The 18,392-nt window shown below is 71.4% G+C and carries 13 protein-coding genes; 6 read left to right on the forward strand and 7 right to left on the reverse strand.

Annotated features, from left to right (window positions below; all coding sequences use genetic code 11):
* Nucleotides 1-38: 38 nt before the first annotated feature.
* The 3 genes from ACZ68L_RS03950 to ACZ68L_RS03960 all read right to left on the reverse strand — a co-directional run bounded on the left by ACZ68L_RS03950 (nucleotide 39) and on the right by ACZ68L_RS03960 (nucleotide 4,246).
* Nucleotides 39-1,847, reverse strand: a complete 1,809-nt coding sequence (locus tag ACZ68L_RS03950) for an LCP family protein (protein WP_469573949.1) — start codon at nucleotides 1,845-1,847, stop codon at nucleotides 39-41.
* Nucleotides 1,848-2,070: 223 nt separating this feature from the next.
* The gene (locus tag ACZ68L_RS03955) at nucleotides 2,071-3,324 is read right to left on the reverse strand and encodes an LCP family protein (protein WP_469573950.1); all 1,254 of its coding nucleotides are present in this window, start codon (nucleotides 3,322-3,324) and stop codon (nucleotides 2,071-2,073) included.
* A gap of 169 nt (nucleotides 3,325-3,493) precedes the next feature.
* Entirely contained in the window at nucleotides 3,494-4,246 is a 753-nt protein-coding gene (locus tag ACZ68L_RS03960; protein WP_469573951.1) for a TIGR03089 family protein, read from the reverse strand.
* Between the two features lie 137 nt (nucleotides 4,247-4,383).
* Between ACZ68L_RS03960 and ACZ68L_RS03965 the strand changes: the two genes are divergently transcribed.
* The 3 genes from ACZ68L_RS03965 (at nucleotide 4,384) to ACZ68L_RS03975 (ending at nucleotide 8,050) form a co-directional block, all read left to right on the forward strand.
* Nucleotides 4,384-5,727: a peptidoglycan recognition protein family protein gene (locus ACZ68L_RS03965; protein ID WP_469573953.1), complete on the forward strand. Its 1,344-nt coding sequence runs from the start codon at nucleotides 4,384-4,386 to the stop codon at nucleotides 5,725-5,727.
* Between the two features lie 123 nt (nucleotides 5,728-5,850).
* The gene (gene manB / locus ACZ68L_RS03970; RefSeq protein ID WP_469573954.1) at nucleotides 5,851-6,942 is read left to right on the forward strand and encodes a mannose-1-phosphate guanylyltransferase; all 1,092 of its coding nucleotides are present in this window, start codon (nucleotides 5,851-5,853) and stop codon (nucleotides 6,940-6,942) included.
* A gap of 109 nt (nucleotides 6,943-7,051) precedes the next feature.
* A complete protein-coding gene (locus ACZ68L_RS03975; RefSeq protein WP_469573955.1) occupies nucleotides 7,052-8,050 on the forward strand; it encodes a DNA-3-methyladenine glycosylase family protein in 999 nt (332 codons plus the stop codon).
* Between the two features lie 24 nt (nucleotides 8,051-8,074).
* Here ACZ68L_RS03975 and ACZ68L_RS03980 read toward each other — a convergent pair whose 3' ends face one another.
* The 3 genes from ACZ68L_RS03980 to ACZ68L_RS03990 form a co-directional block, all read right to left on the reverse strand.
* A complete protein-coding gene (locus ACZ68L_RS03980) occupies nucleotides 8,075-9,340 on the reverse strand; it encodes a coenzyme F420-0:L-glutamate ligase (RefSeq protein WP_469574024.1) in 1,266 nt (421 codons plus the stop codon).
* A gap of 59 nt (nucleotides 9,341-9,399) precedes the next feature.
* On the reverse strand, nucleotides 9,400-10,356 hold the full coding sequence (gene cofD, locus ACZ68L_RS03985) for a 2-phospho-L-lactate transferase (protein WP_469573957.1): 957 nt from the start codon (nucleotides 10,354-10,356) through the stop codon (nucleotides 9,400-9,402).
* Nucleotides 10,357-10,502: 146 nt separating this feature from the next.
* Entirely contained in the window at nucleotides 10,503-11,003 is a 501-nt protein-coding gene (locus ACZ68L_RS03990; protein WP_469573958.1) for a cysteine dioxygenase, read from the reverse strand.
* A 698-nt stretch (nucleotides 11,004-11,701) separates the two neighbouring features.
* On the opposite strand from ACZ68L_RS03990, the gene ACZ68L_RS03995 reads away from it, so the two are divergent.
* From ACZ68L_RS03995 to ACZ68L_RS04005, 3 genes are all read left to right on the forward strand, one after another.
* The gene (locus tag ACZ68L_RS03995; RefSeq protein ID WP_003968728.1) at nucleotides 11,702-11,965 is read left to right on the forward strand and encodes a WhiB family transcriptional regulator; all 264 of its coding nucleotides are present in this window, start codon (nucleotides 11,702-11,704) and stop codon (nucleotides 11,963-11,965) included.
* 443 nt (nucleotides 11,966-12,408) lie between these two features.
* Nucleotides 12,409-16,266, forward strand: a complete 3,858-nt coding sequence (locus ACZ68L_RS04000) for a glycosyltransferase (RefSeq protein WP_469573960.1) — start codon at nucleotides 12,409-12,411, stop codon at nucleotides 16,264-16,266.
* Nucleotides 16,263-17,789, forward strand: coding sequence for a DUF5719 family protein (locus ACZ68L_RS04005; protein ID WP_469573962.1), 1,527 nt, complete (start codon nucleotides 16,263-16,265; stop codon nucleotides 17,787-17,789). Before ACZ68L_RS04000 ends, ACZ68L_RS04005 begins: the two co-directional genes overlap by 4 nt.
* 46 nt (nucleotides 17,790-17,835) lie before the next feature.
* Here ACZ68L_RS04005 and ACZ68L_RS04010 read toward each other — a convergent pair whose 3' ends face one another.
* Nucleotides 17,836-18,264 carry a metallopeptidase family protein gene (locus ACZ68L_RS04010; protein ID WP_469573963.1) on the reverse strand — a complete coding sequence of 143 codons (429 nt, stop codon included), beginning with the start codon at nucleotides 18,262-18,264 and terminating at the stop codon, nucleotides 17,836-17,838.
* Nucleotides 18,265-18,392: the final 128 nt, after the last annotated feature.

Consider the following 18,392-nt stretch of genomic DNA (forward strand, 5'->3'; position numbering starts at 1 on the left):
TGCTGCTCAGACTCGTGGTTTGGCGCAGTGACCCGGTGTCACTTGGCGCACTCTGCCTTGTCGGCGTTTGCCTGCTGAATACCGTCCGGCACCTTTGCCGGTCCTGCGATGGGGATGCCCGCGCCCTTGAAGTCGGCTCCCAGGGTCAGCACCATCGCCTGGAGCCCCTCGGCATCCGTGGTGCCCTTCTTCAGGGCCGAGCCGGGCAGGCCCATCATGGCGGCCAGCGCACGGGCCTGGTCCGCCTGGTTCGGCGCGTACTCCAGCGTCGTCTTCTTGATCTTCGCCGGGGCGTTGGCCTTGTTCGTGGACTTCAGCACGCCCTCGTTGTTCTGCAGCCAGACGACGGTCTTCTGCGCGCCGCCGTCGACCTCGCCGCCGTTGTACACATCGACCCGTACGTCGGCCGCGGCGGCCTTGGGGCCCTTGAGGAGAGCGTCCTGCTGGCTCTTCGCCTTCTTCTTCTGCGCCTTCACCTCGGTCAGGGAGGTGTCCTCGCGCATCATGGCGAACAGCGGGTCGGCCTTGGCCGTGTCGAGCACGACGGTGGCACGGACCTTCTCGGCCGGGTTGTCCAGCACCGGCACCGTCGTGAAGGTGATGTTCTTGGTGTTGACCTTGCCGAGCTCCTGGGCCAGCGAGGTCAGCTTCGTCACCGAGCCGATGCCGGAGTCGACGGTGAGCGCCTTGGTCGCCGCGTCCGCCAGCTTGTACAGCTTGGTGGGGCTGGTCAGGGTGTCGTCCGACTGCATCTGCCGGATCATCGAGGCGATGAACTGTTGCTGGACCTTGATCCGGTCCAGGTCGCTCTCGTTGCCGAAGCTGTGCCGGGTCCGCACGAACGCCAGGGCGTCCTCGCCCTGGATCTTGTGCTCACCCGCCGACAGGTTCAGATGCGAGTCCTTGTCCTTGACCGGCTTGGCCAGACAGATCTTGACGCCGCCGACCGCGGTGGACAGCTCCTTCACCGCGTTGAAGTCGACCATCATGAAGTGGTCGACCTTCAGACCGGTGATCGCCTTGACCGTATCCATGGTGCAGCCGGGGTTGCGGCCTTCCTGGCCCAGGCTCCCGTTGAAGCGGACGTTCTGCGTCCCCGGAATGACCTTCTCCGAGCCGTCCGGCTGCTTGGCGGTGCAGTCCGGGATGTCGGTGATCATGTCGCGCGGGATGCTGAGCGCCGTCGCGTTGGTGCGGTCCTTGGAGACGTGGAAGAGGATGTTGGTGTCGGCGTGGCCCACGCTGCCCTTGTCGCCGTATCCCTCGTTGCCCTTACCGGTGCGCTTGTCGGTACCGATGATCAGGATGTTGACCGGGGCGTTGTTGTCGAAGACGTTCTTGTTGCCGGCACTGCCGACGTCGACGGTGTTCAGGTTGCCGTTGAAGTGCTGGTACAGCGCGTATCCGCCCACCGACAGGCCGACCAGTACGAACGCCATCGTGCCGCCCGTCCACAGCAGCGCCTTCTTGCGGCGCGCCTTCGGGGCCTTGCGGCTGCGGCGGCCCGCCGTCTCGCCGTGACCGGAACGCTCCTGGCCGCGCGGGCCATTGGCCGAACGGCGGCCACGCTGTCCCGGCACCTCGCCGCGCGGACCCGACCCCTGCCTGTCACGGGCCGGCCCCCGGCGCTCACCGCCGCCGTCACGAGTCGTGGCTCCGCGCTCGCCGTCACCGTCGCGGACCGGTTCTCTGCGACGGGGGATTCGCGGGGCCGACGGCTGTGAAGTGCCGGCCGAATCCCCTCCGGAATGATTCAGTCGCAGTTCGTAATCACCGGTGTGCGGGTTGAGGACCCACTGGTCTGCGGGGTCGAATTCGTCCGCCCGCCCACGGCTTTGCGCATCCACGGTTGCTTGAGTCCTCCGTCGGTGCCACGCGAGGCGCCTCCCCCGTTCAGGCGCTCGATCTTTCGCTCCGGAAGTGCGCGGCCCGAAGGCCGGAAGCACCGGATCGCGTCACACTATCGGCCCAGTTCGACGTCGAGCGACGAGCGTGACAAATTCCACGGTTCTTACAACTGGTCATTCTGCTCATTGCACGCCGATCACCGGCATCTGCTTGGGAATTGCTTTACCGCTTGCACAGGTCGGCCGCCGCGTTGTTGCCCGAATAGGTCGGCGTGGGGTTCGGGCCCGAGGCGTCCGGCGTTTCGGTCGCGGCATTGTTTTTCCCGGTGTTCTTCCCGTTGTCGTTCTTGAGCCGGTCCGCCGGGACCACCGTGACCGGAGCGTCCTCGCGCAGCCGCTTGAAAAGCCGGTTCGCATCGGGCTGGACGAGTTCGTCCCGGTTCGGGTCGGCGGCGTAGGGCTGCCGGGGCACGGTCAGGAACTGCACCCTGTCGGTCGGGACGTCGCGCAGGCCGCGCACCAGGTCGTACAGGTCCTTGAGGCTGTCCAGTCCCGGATCCGTGGTCAGCGACTTGGTGGCGGCGTCCAGCACCGGGTAGAGCCGGGTCGGATTGAGCAGGACACCGTTGCTCTGCACCTTGTTCACCAGCGCGCCCAGGAACTGTTGCTGGCGGTCCATGCGTTCGGTGTCGCTGCCGTTGCCGATCGACTTACGGGCCCGTACGTACCCCAGGGCTTGTTCGCCGTCGAGCTTCTGGCGTCCGGCGGGGAGCTTGAGGTGGGCGTCGGGGTCGTCCACCGGCTTCTTGAGGCAGACCTCGACGCCGCCCACGGCGTCGACCATGTCCTTGAAGCCGTTGAAGTCGACGACCATCTGGTGGTCGATCCGGATGCCGGTCAGCATCTCGACCGTACGGATCGTGCAGGCGGTGCCGCCGAACTCGAAGGCCCAGTTGAACTGGGCGAATTGTTTCTTCGTGGCCGTACCGTCCGCCTTGTGGCAGACCGGGATCCACACCATCAGATCGCGCGGCAGGGAGATCGCGGTGGCGCTCTTCCGGTCCGCGGCCAGGTGCAGCAGGATCGTGGTGTCCGAGCGCTGGCTGCCGCCGTCGTCACGACCGTACTCGCGGTTGTCACCGGCCCGGCTGTCGGAGCCGATGAGCAGGATGTTCTCCGCGTCGTGCACCACGGTGGCGGGCCGCTCCCGCTCGTACGTCTTGAGTTCGGCGGCCGCCGAGGTGTCGGTCCTGATGTTGCCGTCGAGCTTCCGGTACAGCCACCAGCCGCCGCCCGCCGCGACCAGGACGACGAGCGAGACGCCGAGCGCGGTCCAGCGCAGCCAATGGTGCCGGTGTCCGGCGGGAGCCTCGGGGGAGACGCCGGAGTCGTCCCCGGCCTGCGATCTGCCCTCGCCCGCGGCCGAGTCGTCGGAGTCCTCCGGCGGGCCGGCGCTTTCGCTCACGTCTGCGTCCATCCTTCACGTTCGGCGGCGCGCTGGGCCGCCGGTCGCAGGAGTAGACGGCTGAACCTCACGCTTGGTTGTGTCCCGAGTGGTCTGTACCGCCGATCATGTACCGGAGTTGACGCGCAGCCCCGAGGACTCGGCCCGCTATGGGCCGGACGAGTGGTCCTCAGGGCGCTTGTCATACCGCGGTGTTGGTGACCCGTTCACTCTCGACGCGCTTCGCCAGACCGTCCTCACCCAGCTGCCCCAGGTGCCGGCACAGGACCACGGACCCCCCGGCGGCCAGTGGCGCGAACAGCCCCGCGCTCAGGCCTTCCCAGGTGTCGTACGTACGTCCCGTCAGCAGCCGCGACCCGGCGGCCAGCCCGAGACCGGCCGCGTCCTCGCGGGCCCGCGCCACCAGTTCCGCCGCCGTCAGCTCGCCCCCGCCCACCGCCAGCGCGGAAGCGTCCGGGTCCACCGGCGCGAACGGGGCGAACCGGTCGCCCTGGCTCGGCACCTCGACCGCGTAGTCCGCGAAGCCCTCGGGCGCCTGCGGGAACCTGCCGCCCAGCGGGCGCAGCGCCAGGGCGACCCGCTCGCCGCGGCAGGCGCGCGCGGCCTCCAGCGTGTCCGGACCGCTGACGACGAGATCGGCGCCGGCCGGGTCGCCCTGCACATCGGCGATCACACCGACCGAGGAACACGCCAGCAGCCAGACCGCGGACTGCCAGTGCGCGGGCAGCAGAAGGGCCAGCCGGTCGCCGGGTTCCGCGGCGAGATCGCCCTGCAGGAGATTGGCGGTCTTGGCCACCCAATTGGCGAAGGTGGCCACCGACAGTTCGACGCGTTCTCCGGTGGCGTCGTCGTAGAAAGTGACCAAGGGGCGGGCCGGGTCCGTGGCGAGCGCGGAACGCAGCAGGTCGGCGGGGGTGCGGTCGGTGGCGTTCATCCGCGCAAGGGTACGCGGCGGCGCCGGGCCGGGCGGGATCGACGGGCACCGGGTACACCGGTTCGGCAGACGGCCCGTCAAGTGTGCGGGGACACCCCGGTCGCCGGAGTTGTAGGAGTGTGCCCAGGATCGTTCGTATGCGTTCCTTCCTTGCATCTTCGATCGGTGTCACCTGCGCGGCGGTACTCGTACTGCCGTCGGCCGCGCCCGCGAGCGCCGCCCCGGACACCTTCACCGCCCCCGCCGGGTCCGCCGAGCCCTCCGACATCGCGGGCTCGACGCAGTCCCTGCCGTTGTCGCCCCTGCCGGCACCGTCCGACGAATCCACCGGCGAACCCACCCGGACCACCGCGGCCGCCGAACAGGGGCTGCTCGAACGTGACGTCCGCCCCTTCTCCCTGGTGGGCGTCGTCTGGGACGACCCGGACACCGAGCTCCACGGCACCGTCCAGGTCCGTACCCGAGCCCTCGGCACCACCCGCTGGTCCGACTGGCAGGACCTGGAGACGCACAACGCCGAGCACGCCGCCGACCCCGGGACCGCCGAGCGCGAATCCGGCACCGTCCGCGGCTCCACCGCTCCGCTCTGGGTCGGCGACTCGGACGGCGTCTCGGTCCGCGTACGCCCAATGACGCCCGATCCGCAGGACCGGACCGAGTCCGCCGTACCGCTGCCCCCCGGTCTGCGCCTCGAACTCGTCGACCCAGGCAAGGACCCGCAGCAGCAGGTCCCCGCGGCGGGTTCCGAGTCCTCCGGCGACGCCGAGGACAGCCGCACCACCGTGCTCGACGGCCGCGTGCTCCCCGCCCTGAGCAAGGCGGAGTCCGAGGCGCGCGGCGAGGCGGAGGCCGGGCTCGCCCTCGGTGCCCAGCCGTACATCGGACCCCGGCCGCGCATCATCACCCGCAAGGGCTGGGGCGCCGACGAGAAGCTCAGGGAACACGCCTTCGTGTACACCAAGACCGTCAAGGCCGCGTTCATCCACCACAGCGCCACGGGCAACAACTACACGTGCTCCCAGGCGCCCTCGGTCCTGCGCGGCATCTACCGCTACCACGTGAAGAGCAGCGGCTGGCGGGACATCGGCTACAACTTCGCCGTCGACAAGTGCGGAAACATCTACGAAGGGCGTGCGGGCGGCGTGACGAAGGCCGTCCTCGGAGCGCACACGCTCGGCTTCAACTCCAACAGCACGGGCATCGCGGTGCTCGGCACCTTCACCGGGTCGAACCCGTCGGCCGCCGCGGTGGACGCCCTCGCGAAGCTCACCGCCTGGAAACTCGGCCTGTCCGGAGCCGATCCGAAGGGCAGGACCACGCTCGTCTCCGGCGGCGGGAACAAGTTCAAGAAGGGCCAGAAGGCCGAACTCAACGTCATCTCCGGCCATCGGGACGGCTTCGCAACCGAATGCCCCGGAGCGCGTCTCTACAAGAAGCTCGGCTCGGTCCGGACCAGTTCCGCCCGTCTGCAGGGCCGCTGACCGGATCACCGTGAGAGACCGCCGCGGGCCGCTGACCGGGGACGGCCGAACCGGGCCGAACCGGACTGCATACACTGGCCAGCCGAAACCGGCCGGGCCCCACCAGGAAGCAGAGTCAGCGCTGTGACAGAGGCAAGAGAAGCGATCCTCCTGGTCGGTGGCAAGGGAACGCGGCTGCGCCCGCTCACGGTGCACACCCCCAAGCCCATGGTTCCGGCGGCGGGCGTCCCGTTCCTCACGCACCAGCTGGCGCGTGCCCGAGCCGCCGGGGTCGAGCACATCGTGCTCGCGACGTCGTATCTGGCGGAGGTCTTCGAACCGTACTTCGGGGACGGTTCGTCGCTCGGCCTGCACATCGAGTACGTCACCGAACGCGAACCGCTCGGCACCGGCGGAGCGATACGCAACGTCGCCTCCCGGCTCACCTCCGGGCCCGACGAACCGGTGCTCATCTTCAACGGCGACATCCTCACCGGCCTCGACATCCGGGCGCTGGTCGCCTCGCACACCGTCTCCGGAGCGGATGTCTCCCTCCACCTCACCCGGGTCGAGGACCCGCGCGCCTTCGGTCTCGTACCGACGAACGCCGACGGCAGGGTCACCGCGTTCCTGGAGAAGCCCGAGACGCCCGAGGAGATCGTCACCGACCAGATCAACGCGGGGGCGTACATCTTCCGCCGTCGGATCATCGACACCATCCCGGCCGGCCGGCCGGTCTCCGTCGAGCGCGAGACCTTCCCCGGACTGCTCGCCTCCGGCGCACACCTCCAGGGCATGGTCGACTCCACGTACTGGTTGGACCTCGGCACTCCGCAGGCATTCGTGCGCGGCTCCGCCGACCTGGTCCTGGGCCGCGCGCCGTCGCCTGCCGTCCCCGGACGCTGCGGCGACCGGCTCGTCCTGCCGACGGCCTCCGTGGCGGCCGACGCCAAACTCGGCGGCGGTACGGTCATCGGCGAGGGCGCGCTGATCGGCGCGGGGGCCCGGATCGAGGGTTCGGCGGTCCTGGCCGGCGCGGTCGTCGAACCGGGGGCCGTGATCACGGACTCGCTGGTCGGAGCCGGCGCCAGGATCGGCAGCCGTACGGTGGTGGAGGGCGCGGTCATCGGGGACGGGGCCCGGATCGGCGCCGACAACGAACTCCGAGCCGGCATCCGCGTCTGGTGCGGGGCGGTCCTGCCGGACACGGCGGTTCGCTTCTCGTCCGACGAGTAGTGCGGCGAACGGTCCGACGCACTGCCGCGCACCCGCGGGTGCGCTCACGGCCTCCCCCACGGGAAGCCGTTACCCTCGACAGGCACCCCTGACGACCGAGGACCTCACCGTGGCAGGACGATTCGCACCCCGCAGCGCCTCTCGCGCGGCCGTCCCGCACCAGGCGGCGGCTCCGGCGACGGACGCGCTGACCCGCGACTGGACCCCGCCCGGCCCGCTCGACCTGCGCCTGGTCCTCGGGCCGCTGCGCCGGGGCCCCGCCGACCCCACGTTCCGGATGACCCGGGACGGCGCGGTCTGGCGGGCCGGCCGCACACCCGCCGGCCCCGGCACCCTCCGCGTCACGGCCCGGGGCGGCCGGATCGAGGCGACGGCCTGGGGACCGGGCGCGTCCTGGCTGCTGGACCAGCTCCCCACGCTGCTGGGCGCCACGGACGACCCGGACGCCTTCCGCCCGCGCCACCGGCTGCTCGCCCTGACCCGGCACAGCCGCCCCGGCCTGCGCCTGCTGCGCACCGGGCTGGTCATGGAGTCCCTGATCCCGTCGATCCTCGAACAGAAGGTCACCACGGACGAGGCGTACCGGGCCTGGCGCCACCTGGTCCGTGAGCACGGCACCCCGGCGCCCGGTCCCACGGACCACGCCGCGTTCACCGCTCTCGGCCTGCATGTCATGCCGGACGCCCGCACCTGGTCGCTGATCCCGTCCTGGGAATGGCACCGCGCGGGCGTCGACTCCAAACGCTCGGCCACGATTCTGCGCGCGGTACGGGTGGCCCGCCGCATGGAGGAGGCGGCGGCCATGGAACTCCCTCAGGCCATGGCCCGCCTGGAACTGATCCCCGGCATCGGTCCCTGGACCTCGGCCGAGACCCTCCAGCGGTCGAACGGCGCGGCCGACGCGGTGACGGTCGGCGATCTCCACCTCCCCGGCATCGTCGGCCACGCGCTGGCGGGCGACCGGGACGCCGGAGACGAGGAGATGCTGGCCCTGCTCGCCCCTTACGAGGGCCAGCGCCACCGGGCGACCCGACTCATCCTGCTCTCGGGCCGCACCCCGCCCCGCCGGGCCCCGCGCATGACCCGGGGCGACATCGCCCGCCTGTGACGGGCAGACGCCCCCGCCCCCGCCTCACCGCACCGTGACGAACCCCTCCGGATCCCGCCCCGCCCGCGGGACAGGCGCGCTCGCCGGACGCCCCACGGCGACCGCCCCCAGCGGATCCCACGACTCCGGCAGCTCCAGCACCTCGCGCACCACCTCGCGGCAGAACATCGTCGATGACACCCACGCCGAGCCGAGCCCCTCGCCCGCCAGCGCCACCAGGAAGTTCTGGATGCCGGCCCCCGCGGCGACGACGAACATCTCGCGCTCCGCGGTGTCCCGCCGCGTGTCCCCGTACGTGTGGGAGCCGTCCATCACCAGGCACGGCACCACCAGATACGGCGCCCGGCGCAGCACGTCGCCCCGCCGCACCCGCTTCGCGACCGACTCCTCGTTCCGGCCGTCCCGGCGCAGATCCGCGATCCACGCCTCCCGCATCGCGTCGAGCAGCCGGGTCCGCGCCTCCTCGGACTCCAGCAGGACGAACCGCCACGGCGTCGTGTGATGCGGCGCGGGCGCCGTCACCGCCGCGGCCACGGCCCGCCGCACCGCCCCGGGATCCACCGGCTCGTCGGTGAACTCGCGCACCGTGCGCCGCTGGGTCACCGCTTCCCGTACCGCCTCCGACGTGCCGAGCCGGAACATGTCGTCGGACGCGACCCGCACCATCGCACGGGCCCCGCCCGTGGAATCCGTCGGGTCCACGACATGGCCGAGGCCCCGGACCACGGCGACGGGCAGTCCCGAGGCCTTGCCCTTGACCAGGTCACCGGCCGAGGCCAGCTCATCGGCCGTGGCGACCACCGTCGTGCTGAGCGGATTGCCGTACGTGTCCGTACCACCGCGCAGATCGTCCAGCGCCAGGACCCCGGCCGCGCCGATCGCGACATCGGTCAGCCCGTTGCGCCACGGGCGCCCGAAGGTGTCCGTGACGACGACCCCGACCTCGACGCCCAGGGTGTCCCGCAGCCCGTTCCGGATCGCACGCGCCGATCCGTCCGGGTCCTCGGGCAGCAACAGCACTGTTCCGGCGGGGGTGTTCGAGGCGTCGACACCGGCAGCGGCCATGACCAGACCCTGCCGGTTCTCGACGATCCGGAGCGCGCCGCGCCGCGCCACCACCCGTACCGTCTCGGCGTCGATCGCGGCCTCCCGGTCGGTGGCCTCGACGATCCGGCCCTCCGCCTTGGAGACGATCTTCGAGGTGACCAGCAGGACGTCGCCGTCGGCCAGCCCCGGTTCGGTCGCGGCGATCAGCTTCGCCAGGTCGTCCCCGGCCCGCACCTCGGGCATCCCGGGCAGGGCCCAGACGCGGTAAGAAGGTGCGGGAGCGGAACCGGAGGGCTCGGCGCTCACGCCCGTACCTCCTCGGCCAGCGCCAGCGCGCGCCGGGCCATCTCCGCCGTCGCGTCGAGATCCGTCATCATCAGCGGCACCGCCCGGCAGCGGATGCCGGCGGCCTCGACCTCGTCGACGGCCCCGGCGTCCACGGTGTCGACGAGCCATCCGTCGAGCAGCCCGGAGCCGTAGTGCCGGGCCACGGCCGACGCCGTCGACTCGACGCCCACCGCGGCGAGCACCTTGTCCGCCATGCCGCGCACGGGCGCGTCCCCGACGATGGGGGAGAGGCCGACGACCGGCACCCCGGCCTCGGCGATCGCCTCCCGGATCCCGGGCACGGCCAGGATGGTCCCCACCGACACGACGGGGTTGGACGGCGGGAAGAGGATGACGTCGGCCTCGGCGACGGCCTCCAGCACACCGGGCGCCGGCTTGGCCTGCTCGGCGCCGACCGGCACGACCGCCTGCGCCTCGACCGAGGCGCGCAGCTTCACCCAGTACTCCTGGAAGTGGATCGCCCTGCGCTCGCCGTCGATGTCGACCGCGACATGCGTCTCGACCCGGTCGTCGGACATCGGCAGCAGCCGGACTCCCGGCTTCCAGCGCGCGCACAGCGCCTCGGTGACGGCGCTCAGTGGATAGCCCGCGCCCAGCATCTGGGTACGGACGATGTGCGTCGCGAAGTCACGGTCGCCGAGCCCGAACCATTCGGGTCCCACCCCGTACGCCGCGAGCTCGTCCTTGACCTGGAAGCTCTCGTCCGTACGCCCCCAGCCCTGTTCCTCGTTGATGCCACCGCCGAGGGTGTACATCACGGTGTCGAGGTCGGGGCAGACCTTCAGCCCGAACAGATGGATGTCGTCGCCGGTGTTGCCGATGACCGTGATGTCCGCGTCGGGCGCGGCCTGTTTGAGGCCACGCAGAAAACGAGCACCACCGATACCGCCGGCCAGAACCACAATGCGCATGCCCAACAGTCTGTCAGGCGGAGCCTGATCCTTGTGGGGGTGGTGGTGGGCGACGGGTGGGACTGTCAGGCGGAGCCCGGTCCTTGTGGGGGTGGTGGTGGGCGACGGGTGGGACTGTCAGGCGGAGCCCGGTCCTTGGTGGGGTCTCAGGCGGGTACGGCATCCACGGCCGTCGGGGCGCATTGCGCGGCGTGCATCGGCATCTCGGTCAGGCCCGGGTAGTAGACATGCAGACTGACGGCCGGTTCGAGGGAGTCGTTGACCACTTCGTGCACATAGCCGGGTGCGAAGACGCGCTGGGCGCCGGGTTCCCGCGTCCGCGCGCCGCGTTCGGTGTGCTCGGTCAACCGGCCTTCCAGGACGGTCAGTACACCGGAGGACAGGCCGTGGTCATGACGGCCGGTGCCCTGGCCGGGCACCCAGCTGAGCAGCCAGACCTCGTATCCGGGTCCCGTGCGCAGCCGGTGGTACCAGCGGGTGGTGGTGTCGTAGCGGACGAGCGGCGCCCACTGCGCGCGGTCGGCGGCGATGGAGCGGGCGAGTCCGACGAACTCGGCCACGGTGGCGGGGTGCTCGCGGGCCGGCTGGAGCAGGTGCTGGACCTCAAGGATGTCGCCGGCGATCTGAAGGTCGCTGTCGCTGTTCATGGAAGCGGTGGTTCCTCGGCATGGGGGGTGCATGTGCGGCGTGTCGCGGAGATCCGGAGAGCCGGGGAAGCGCAGAGGGAAAGGTCTGAGGAGACGCTCTGCGAAGGGCTCGGCGGAGAGGAGCTGGGTCAGAGCCGGTGCCCTGGGGCATCAACAGCTGTGACAGCTGGAACAGCAACAGCGGGTCTGGACAGCGCTGCCGAACCCACGGACGTGGGTGGCGTACATCGCTGCGGTCGCTGGCATGCAGTCAAGGAGACCGGCTCGATCCTGTGCTGTCAACTCAATGCCCGATTTGGGGGTAATGTTTCACCTCATCCGGTTATTGAACCGTGGGAAAGGTTTGTGCGGTCATCGTGGCGGAGATGTGGCGCATCGACCGCGGCCGCAAACGTCGTTGGCGTCCCGTGACCTGACTGTGATCTCGGTCGCTTCGGTGATCGAACCGAAACATGAAGGCGGTCCCGGTCGTCTCACTCGGTGAGAGGGGCACGGTGGGGCGCAATGGCATATGTCAGGTTTTTGGTGATTTGCACACTTTCCGCATACCCTTGGTTCCGCAGAGTGAATACCGGGGCCAATAGCAGATCTTCGCTTGACTGGCCCGGAGCTACACACTTGTAATTTCACTCGTGTCGTTCGGCCGCAATCAGTAACGGCTGCATCACGGGGACGCAAGAGACAGACGAGGGGCGCACATGACCGAGCTGTTCCAGCAACTGCTGGTCGAGGACGCGGACGAGGAACTCGGCTGGCAGGAGCGCGCGCTGTGCGCCCAGACCGATCCCGAGTCCTTCTTCCCCGAGAAGGGCGGATCCACCCGCGAGGCCAAGAAGGTCTGTCTCGCCTGTGAAGTCCGGTCCGAATGCCTTGAGTACGCCCTTTCCAATGACGAGCGGTTCGGAATCTGGGGCGGCCTTTCCGAGCGTGAACGGCGCCGTCTGAAGAAGGCCGCCATCTGACCGCGAACCGCTCGACAGCGGACCACCACGACAGCGGACCACAACGACAGCGAACCGCCGCGGCAGGCGGAACACCGCGACTGCGGACCACCGTGACAGCAGAACAACAGAACACGTGACAGCAGAACAACAGGACAAAGGAAGGTCCGGACCACGCACCGGATCATCACGACCCACTCGCCCACAGCGCGTGGGAACGCGTACCGGACCGTCGATCGACCATGGCCCGCCGCCTGCACCCCGCCCGCAGACGACGGGCCATCGCCGTGCCAGCGACCCCTCGTCGTCGCGCCCGTTCAACCGCTCGGCGCCCTCGTGGTTATCCGTACCGTTAGTGTGGGGCTCCGTCCGAGACGCGCCAACGCCCCGACGGAGCGCGCGTGTACACCGATGCAGCCCCCGGGGGGACGCCCCCCGGACCCGGCCGGAGGGCCCGTACCTCGATGTCCGTGCACAGCCAACCGACGGCGCCGTACGCGGCCGCCGCCGCCCCAGAGTTCCCCCGGCATGTCGTCACCGCCGTGCTCGTCTCCCATGACGGCGCACGCTGGCTGCCCGACGCGCTCGCGGGACTGCTCGGGCAGGAACGCCCCGTACAGAACGTCGTTGCCGCCGACACCGGCAGCGCCGACGACTCCGCGCGGCTGGTCACCGAGGCGCTCGGCGCCGAACGCGTCCTGCACCTCGCGCGCCGTACGAGCTTCGGCACCGCCGTCGACGAGGCGACCCGCACGGCCGGCCCCCTCACCCCCGAGGACCTGCCGTACCTCAAGCGTCCCAGCAGCTGGGACCCCGTCAGCAGGACTTGGCGCGACGACGCGTACGACCTGCCCGAACTGCCGCACGGCGAGCCCGTGCAGTGGCTCTGGCTGCTCCACGACGACTGCGCACCGGAACCCGACGCGCTCGCCGAGCTGCTGCGCGTCGTCGACACCGACCCGCACGCCGCGATCGTCGGCCCCAAACTCCATGGCTGGTACGACCGCAAGCAACTGCTCGAAGTCGGCGTCTCCATCGCCAACAGCGGTCGCCGCTGGACCGGACTCGACCGGCGCGAGCAGGACCAGGGCCAGCACGACCAGGTCCGCACCGTGCTCTCCGTCTCCACCGCGGGCATGCTGATCCGCCGTGACATCTGGGAGGAGCTCGGCGGGTTCGACCGCAGGCTTCCGCTGATGCGTGACGACGTCGACCTGTGCTGGCGTGCCCACACCGCGGGACACCGGGTGCTCGTCGCCCCCGACGCCGTCCTCAGGCACGCCGAGGCGTCCGCCCGTGAGCGCCGCCCCATCGACTGCGCGGGCCGCTCGGTCGCCTCCCCGCACCGCGTCGACAAGGCCGGTGCCGTCTACACGATGCTTGCCAACGCACGCGCCAAGGTCCTGCCCTGGGTGCTGCTCCGGCTCGTCGTCGGCACGCTGCTGCGTACCCTCGCCTATCTCGTCGGCAAGGTGCCCGGCCAGGCCCTCGACGAGGTCGCCGGGCTCTTCGGCACCCTGCTGCGCCCCGGACGGATCCTCTCGGCCCGGCGCGGTCGCGGCAAGGGCGCGGTCGACCAGGCCGAACTGCGCGGACTCTTCCCGCCGCCCGGCGCCACCGTCCGCGCCACCGTCGACCAGGTCGCCGGAAACTTCGGCGGCGGTTCCGACGCCGACTCGGGCGGCTCCCGGCACGGTGCCGTGGAGTCCGGCCCCGGCGGTGACGACGCCGACTTCCTGGAGATCGAGCAGTTCGCGCGGCTGAAGCGGATCGGGCGCAAGCCGGGCCCGGTGCTCTTCGTCGTGCTGCTGTTCGTCTCGCTCGTCGCCTGTCGCGGCCTGCTCGGCGGCGGTGCGCTCGCGGGCGGTGCGCTGCTGCCGGCCCCCGCTGACGTCTCCGACCTGTGGGGCAGGTACGCGGACGGCTGGCACACGGTCGGTACGGGCGGCACCCAGACCGCACCGCCCTACCTCGCCGTGCTCTCCGCGCTGTCCGCGCTGTTCCTCGGATCGACCGGCTTCGCGCTCACGCTGCTGCTGGTCTGCTCGGTCCCGCTCGCCGGACTCACCGCGTACTTCGTCTCCCGGCCGCTGCTCGAATCGAGGCTGCTGCGGGCCTGGGCGAGCGTCGCGTACGCCTTCCTGCCCGCGGCGACCGGCGCCCTGGCGACGGGCCGCCTCGGCACCGCCGTACTGGCCGTCCTGCTGCCGCTGATCGCCCGTGCCGCCGTCTCCGCGCACGGCATGCGCGCCGGCGGCGACGCCCGCGGCAGTTGGCGCGCCACCTGGGTGTACACCCTGCTCCTCACCTTCGCGATGGCCTTCACCCCCATCGTCTGGCCGCTCGCCGTGGTCCTCGGCATCGGCGTGCTCGCGCTGCGCCGCGACGACATCGCGGCGTACGGGCTCCGCTTCCTCGCGACGATCGGCACACCGCTGCTGGTTCTCGCGCCCTGGTCGCTCTCGCTCCTCGCCGGCCCGTCCGCGTTCCTGAAGGAGGCGGGCCTGGACATCGGTACGGGCACGGCCTCCGCCCTCGATCTGCTCGGCATCAGCCCCGGCGGCCCCAAGGCCGCGGGCAGCGTGCTGCTGCTCGGCATCGTGTGCGCCGCGCTGGCCGCGCTGCTGCGCGGGGAGCGGCAGTTCGCGGTACGCGCCGCGTGGACCGTCGCGCTCGTGGGGCTGGTCTTCGCCGCTCTCGCCAATGGCTCGGGCTGGGCGGGTCCCGCCACCCTCGTCTACGGCATCGCGCTGATCGCCGCCGCGCTGGTCGGCGCGGACGGCGCCCGGGTCCGTGTGGCCGAGCTCAGCTTCGGCTGGCGCCAGCCGGTCGCCGCGCTGATCGCCGTCGCCGCGGGCCTCGCCCCGGTGCTGGCCGCCGCGGGCTGGATGATCGGTGGCGCCGCGGGCCCGCTGGAGCGCCGCGACCCGGTGCAGGTGCCCGCTTTCGTCGCGGAGGAGAGCACCACCCGCGACCAGCCGCGCACCCTGGTCCTCGGCGGCACCTCGCCCGCCAGCGTGTCGTACACCCTGGTCCGCGGCTCCGGTGCGCGGCTCGGCGACGCCGAGCTGGTCGAAGCGGGCGGCAGCAACAGCCACCTCGACAAGGTCGTCGCCAATCTGGTCGCGGGTTCCGGTGCCGACCAGGGCAGCCAGCTCAGCGGCTTCGCGATCCGTTACGTACTGGTGCGGGACGGCGCTCCGAAGGAGATGAGCCGGGTCCTCGACGCCACCCCGGGGCTCAGCCGGCTCAGTCAGCTGGACGGCAGTGCGCTGTGGCGGGTCGACCGGCAGGTCGCCCGGATCATGATCGTCCCCTCCGGCACCGACGGCGAACAGCTGCCTGTCGGCTCCCTTCCCGTCGAGGCGCACACCAAGATCCCGGCAGGCGGCTCCGGCCGGGTGCTGCGGATCGCCGACGCCGCCGACCCCGGCTGGGAGGCCACGCTCAACGGGCGCGCCCTGACCCGGAAGACCGTCGACGGCTGGGCCCAGGGCTTCGAGCTCCCCACCGAGGGCGGCACGCTGGACCTCACCTACAACGCCCCGCTCACCCACACCGCCTGGGTCTGGACCCAGACCGCGCTGGCCGTGGTCCTGCTGGTCCTCGCCCTGCCGGGCCGCCGCCGGGAGATCGACGACGACCTGCCCGAGGAGGCCACGACGGTTCCGGCGGAGCCGGTCGCGGGCGAGGGGCGCCGGGCGCGCAGGCTCCGGGCGGCCGCCCAGGCCGAGGCCGAGGCCGCGTCGGAGCCGGCCGGGAGCGGACATGCCGAGGAGGCAGCGGAGACGACGGGGGAGTACGTCCCGGCGGAGCAGGCGGGTGAGCACATTCCCGCACAGCAGACGGCCGAGCCCCAGCCGCCGCGGACCGACGGCCAGGACGTCTTCGCCGCGCAGTCCGACAGCGGCCAGGATGCCTTCGCCGCAGCCGACAGCGGTCAGTACGCGGCGGTGCCGCAGCAGCAGTACGGCGAATGGGACGCGCAGCAGTACCAGGGCGCCGACTACCAGCAGTACCAGGGCGAGCAGCAGTACCAGGACGGCCAGTACGGCACGCAGCAGGACCACCCGGCGACCGCCGACCCGTACCAGCACCAGGCCTACGACCCGTACGGCTACGCACAACAGCAACAGCAGCAGTCGTACGACCCGCAGTCCCCGTACGCCGCGCAGGCCCAGCAGTACACCCCGCAGGTCCCGTACGACCCCCAGGCCCCTTACGGCCGGCAGAACCAGTACGACCCGCAGAACCCCGACGAGAACCCCCCGGGCCAGAACCCGTGGCCGACCGGTAACGCATCGCGAGGCGAGTCCGAGTGAAGTCCACCAGCCTGTCCCTCATCGCGGGCACCGTCGCCCTCGCCGCCGTCACCGGATTCGCCGCGGTCACCGTCCCCGGTGACGGGGGCACGACGGAGGCGAAGACCGCCACGCGACTGCCTGTCGAGCGGTCCAGTCTGCTCTGCCCGGCGCCCGGTCTCTCGGACCTCGCGGAGACGACGTACACGTCCTTCACCCCGGCGGGCAGCGGTGGCGGTGAAGCCGGTACGGCCGAACTGAAGCAGTCCACGGCCGCGGACGCCACGGGCAAGGACGCGAGCAAGGACAAGAAGGACAAGAAGGACAAGAAGGAGGCGGATTCCGGAAAGCCGGTCGTCTCCCTCAAGGAACCCGGCAAACCCGCCACCGCCGACGCGTCCGGTGCCGGCGCCCCCGCGCTGGTCGGTACCGCCACCGGCCGTCTGGCCCCCGGCTGGACCGCTCAGCAGACCACCACCGTCGAGGCGGGCGGCGGCCGCGGTCTGCTCGGCGTCAGCTGCACCGGGCCCGACACCGACTTCTGGTTCCCGGCCGCGAGCACCGCGAAGTCCCGCGAGGACTACGTCCACCTCACCAACCCCGACGACACCGCGGCCGTCGCCGACATCGAGCTGTACGGTCCGGACGGCAGCCTCAAGTCCGACGTGGGCGAGGGCATCACGGTGCCCGCCCGGTCCAGTGTCCCGGTCCTGATCTCCACGCTGACCAGCGAGGTGGCCGAGGACGTGACCGTCCACGTCACCACCCGTACCGGGCGTGTCGGCGCGGTCGTCAGGACCGCGGACGAGGAGACCGGCAGCGACTGGCTGGCCGCCTCCACCGACCCCTCGGGCACCCTGGTGCTCCCCGGCATCCCCGCGGACGCCACCTCGGTCCGCCTGGTGGCCTTCGCACCCAGCGACGACGACGCCGATCTGAACGTGAAGCTGCTCGGCAAGAACGGCGCGATCTCTCCGGTCGGGCACCCGGACCTCCACGTCAAGTCGAGGATGACCGCGGGCGTCGACCTGAAGGACATCACCAAGGGCGAGGCCGGCTCCCTGCTGCTGACTCCGGTCCAGCGCGGGAAGGCGACCCCGGTGGTGGCCGCGTTGCGCGTGGTCCGCGGCAAGGGATCCGGGCAGGAGGTCGGCTACATCCCGGCGACCGGCCCGGTGGGCGCTCAGGCGACCGTGGCCGACAACCGGGCCACGGGGTCCACGCTCTCGCTCGCCGCACCGGGCGCCACCGCCACCGTGAAGGTCACCGCCTCCGCGGGCAGCGAGGGCGGCGAACAGGTCGTCAAGACGTACACGGTCAAGGGCGGTACGACGCTCGCGGTCACCCCGCCCGTCCCGTCCGGGCTCAAGGGCGGCTACGCGCTGACGGTCCGGACGGAGTCGGGCGGCCCGGTGTACGCCGCCCGCACGCTGAGCCTTCCGCGAAACGGCGTCCAGATGTTCACCGTGCAGACCCTGCCGGACGACGAGGCAACGGTGGAGGTGCCCGCGGCCGTCCAGGACCTGGCCGTCCTGGACGACTGAGCGGATGGCCCCGGCAGAACCGGTCGCCCTGCCCGGGCGGCCGGTTCTACTCCTGCCCGTACCGCGGATCCACCGACTCCGGTGAAAGCCCGAGCAGCTCCGCGACCTGCTCCACCACGACCTCGTGCACCAGCAGGGCGCGCTCGTCGCGGTTCTTGGTACGGATCTCGACGGGCCGCCGGTAGACGACGATCTGCGCGGGCCGGCCCTTCTCCGCGGAGACCGCGCGCCCCAGCGGCACGGTCTCCTCCTGCGTCCCCGGCACATCGAGCACCATGAAGTCGACATCGGCCAGCTGCGGCCAGCGCCGCTCCAGCCGCTCCACCGAGTCCTGCACGAGATCACGGAAGTTCTCCGCCCGGCTGACCGAGAGCGGCACCTGGGGCGGGGCGACGGGTCCGCGCATGCCGCGGCCATGGCGGTCACGACGACGCGGGCGCGGCTCGGACGGGTGGGGCGGTACGGGACTGTCCATCACTGACGCAGGGTAACCCTCCACGGGGGCGGCGGGATCGCCGCTGCCTGACAGGGCGTCGGCCTGTCCAATCCTGAACAATCCGGCCAATCGGGAGCTCGTTTCCGGCCCGGCTCCTGACCGCTGAT

The sequence above is a fragment of the Streptomyces sp. NPDC104309 genome, from assembly GCF_055584025.1.

Coding starts and splice junctions, on each gene's coding strand:
- ACZ68L_RS03990 (WP_469573958.1), bottom strand. CDS start 11,003: ATGAACAGCGACAGCGACCTTCAGATCGCCGGCGACATCCTTGAGGTC.
- ACZ68L_RS03960 (WP_469573951.1), bottom strand. CDS start 4,246: ATGAACGCCACCGACCGCACCCCCGCCGACCTGCTGCGTTCCGCGCTC.
- ACZ68L_RS04010 (WP_469573963.1), bottom strand. CDS start 18,264: ATGGACAGTCCCGTACCGCCCCACCCGTCCGAGCCGCGCCCGCGTCGT.
- ACZ68L_RS03965 (WP_469573953.1), top strand. CDS start 4,384: ATGCGTTCCTTCCTTGCATCTTCGATCGGTGTCACCTGCGCGGCGGTA.
- ACZ68L_RS03995 (WP_003968728.1), top strand. CDS start 11,702: ATGACCGAGCTGTTCCAGCAACTGCTGGTCGAGGACGCGGACGAGGAA.
- cofD (WP_469573957.1), bottom strand. CDS start 10,356: ATGCGCATTGTGGTTCTGGCCGGCGGTATCGGTGGTGCTCGTTTTCTG.
- ACZ68L_RS04000 (WP_469573960.1), top strand. CDS start 12,409: ATGTCCGTGCACAGCCAACCGACGGCGCCGTACGCGGCCGCCGCCGCC.
- ACZ68L_RS03955 (WP_469573950.1), bottom strand. CDS start 3,324: ATGGACGCAGACGTGAGCGAAAGCGCCGGCCCGCCGGAGGACTCCGAC.
- ACZ68L_RS03980 (WP_469574024.1), bottom strand. CDS start 9,340: ATGCCCGAGGTGCGGGCCGGGGACGACCTGGCGAAGCTGATCGCCGCG.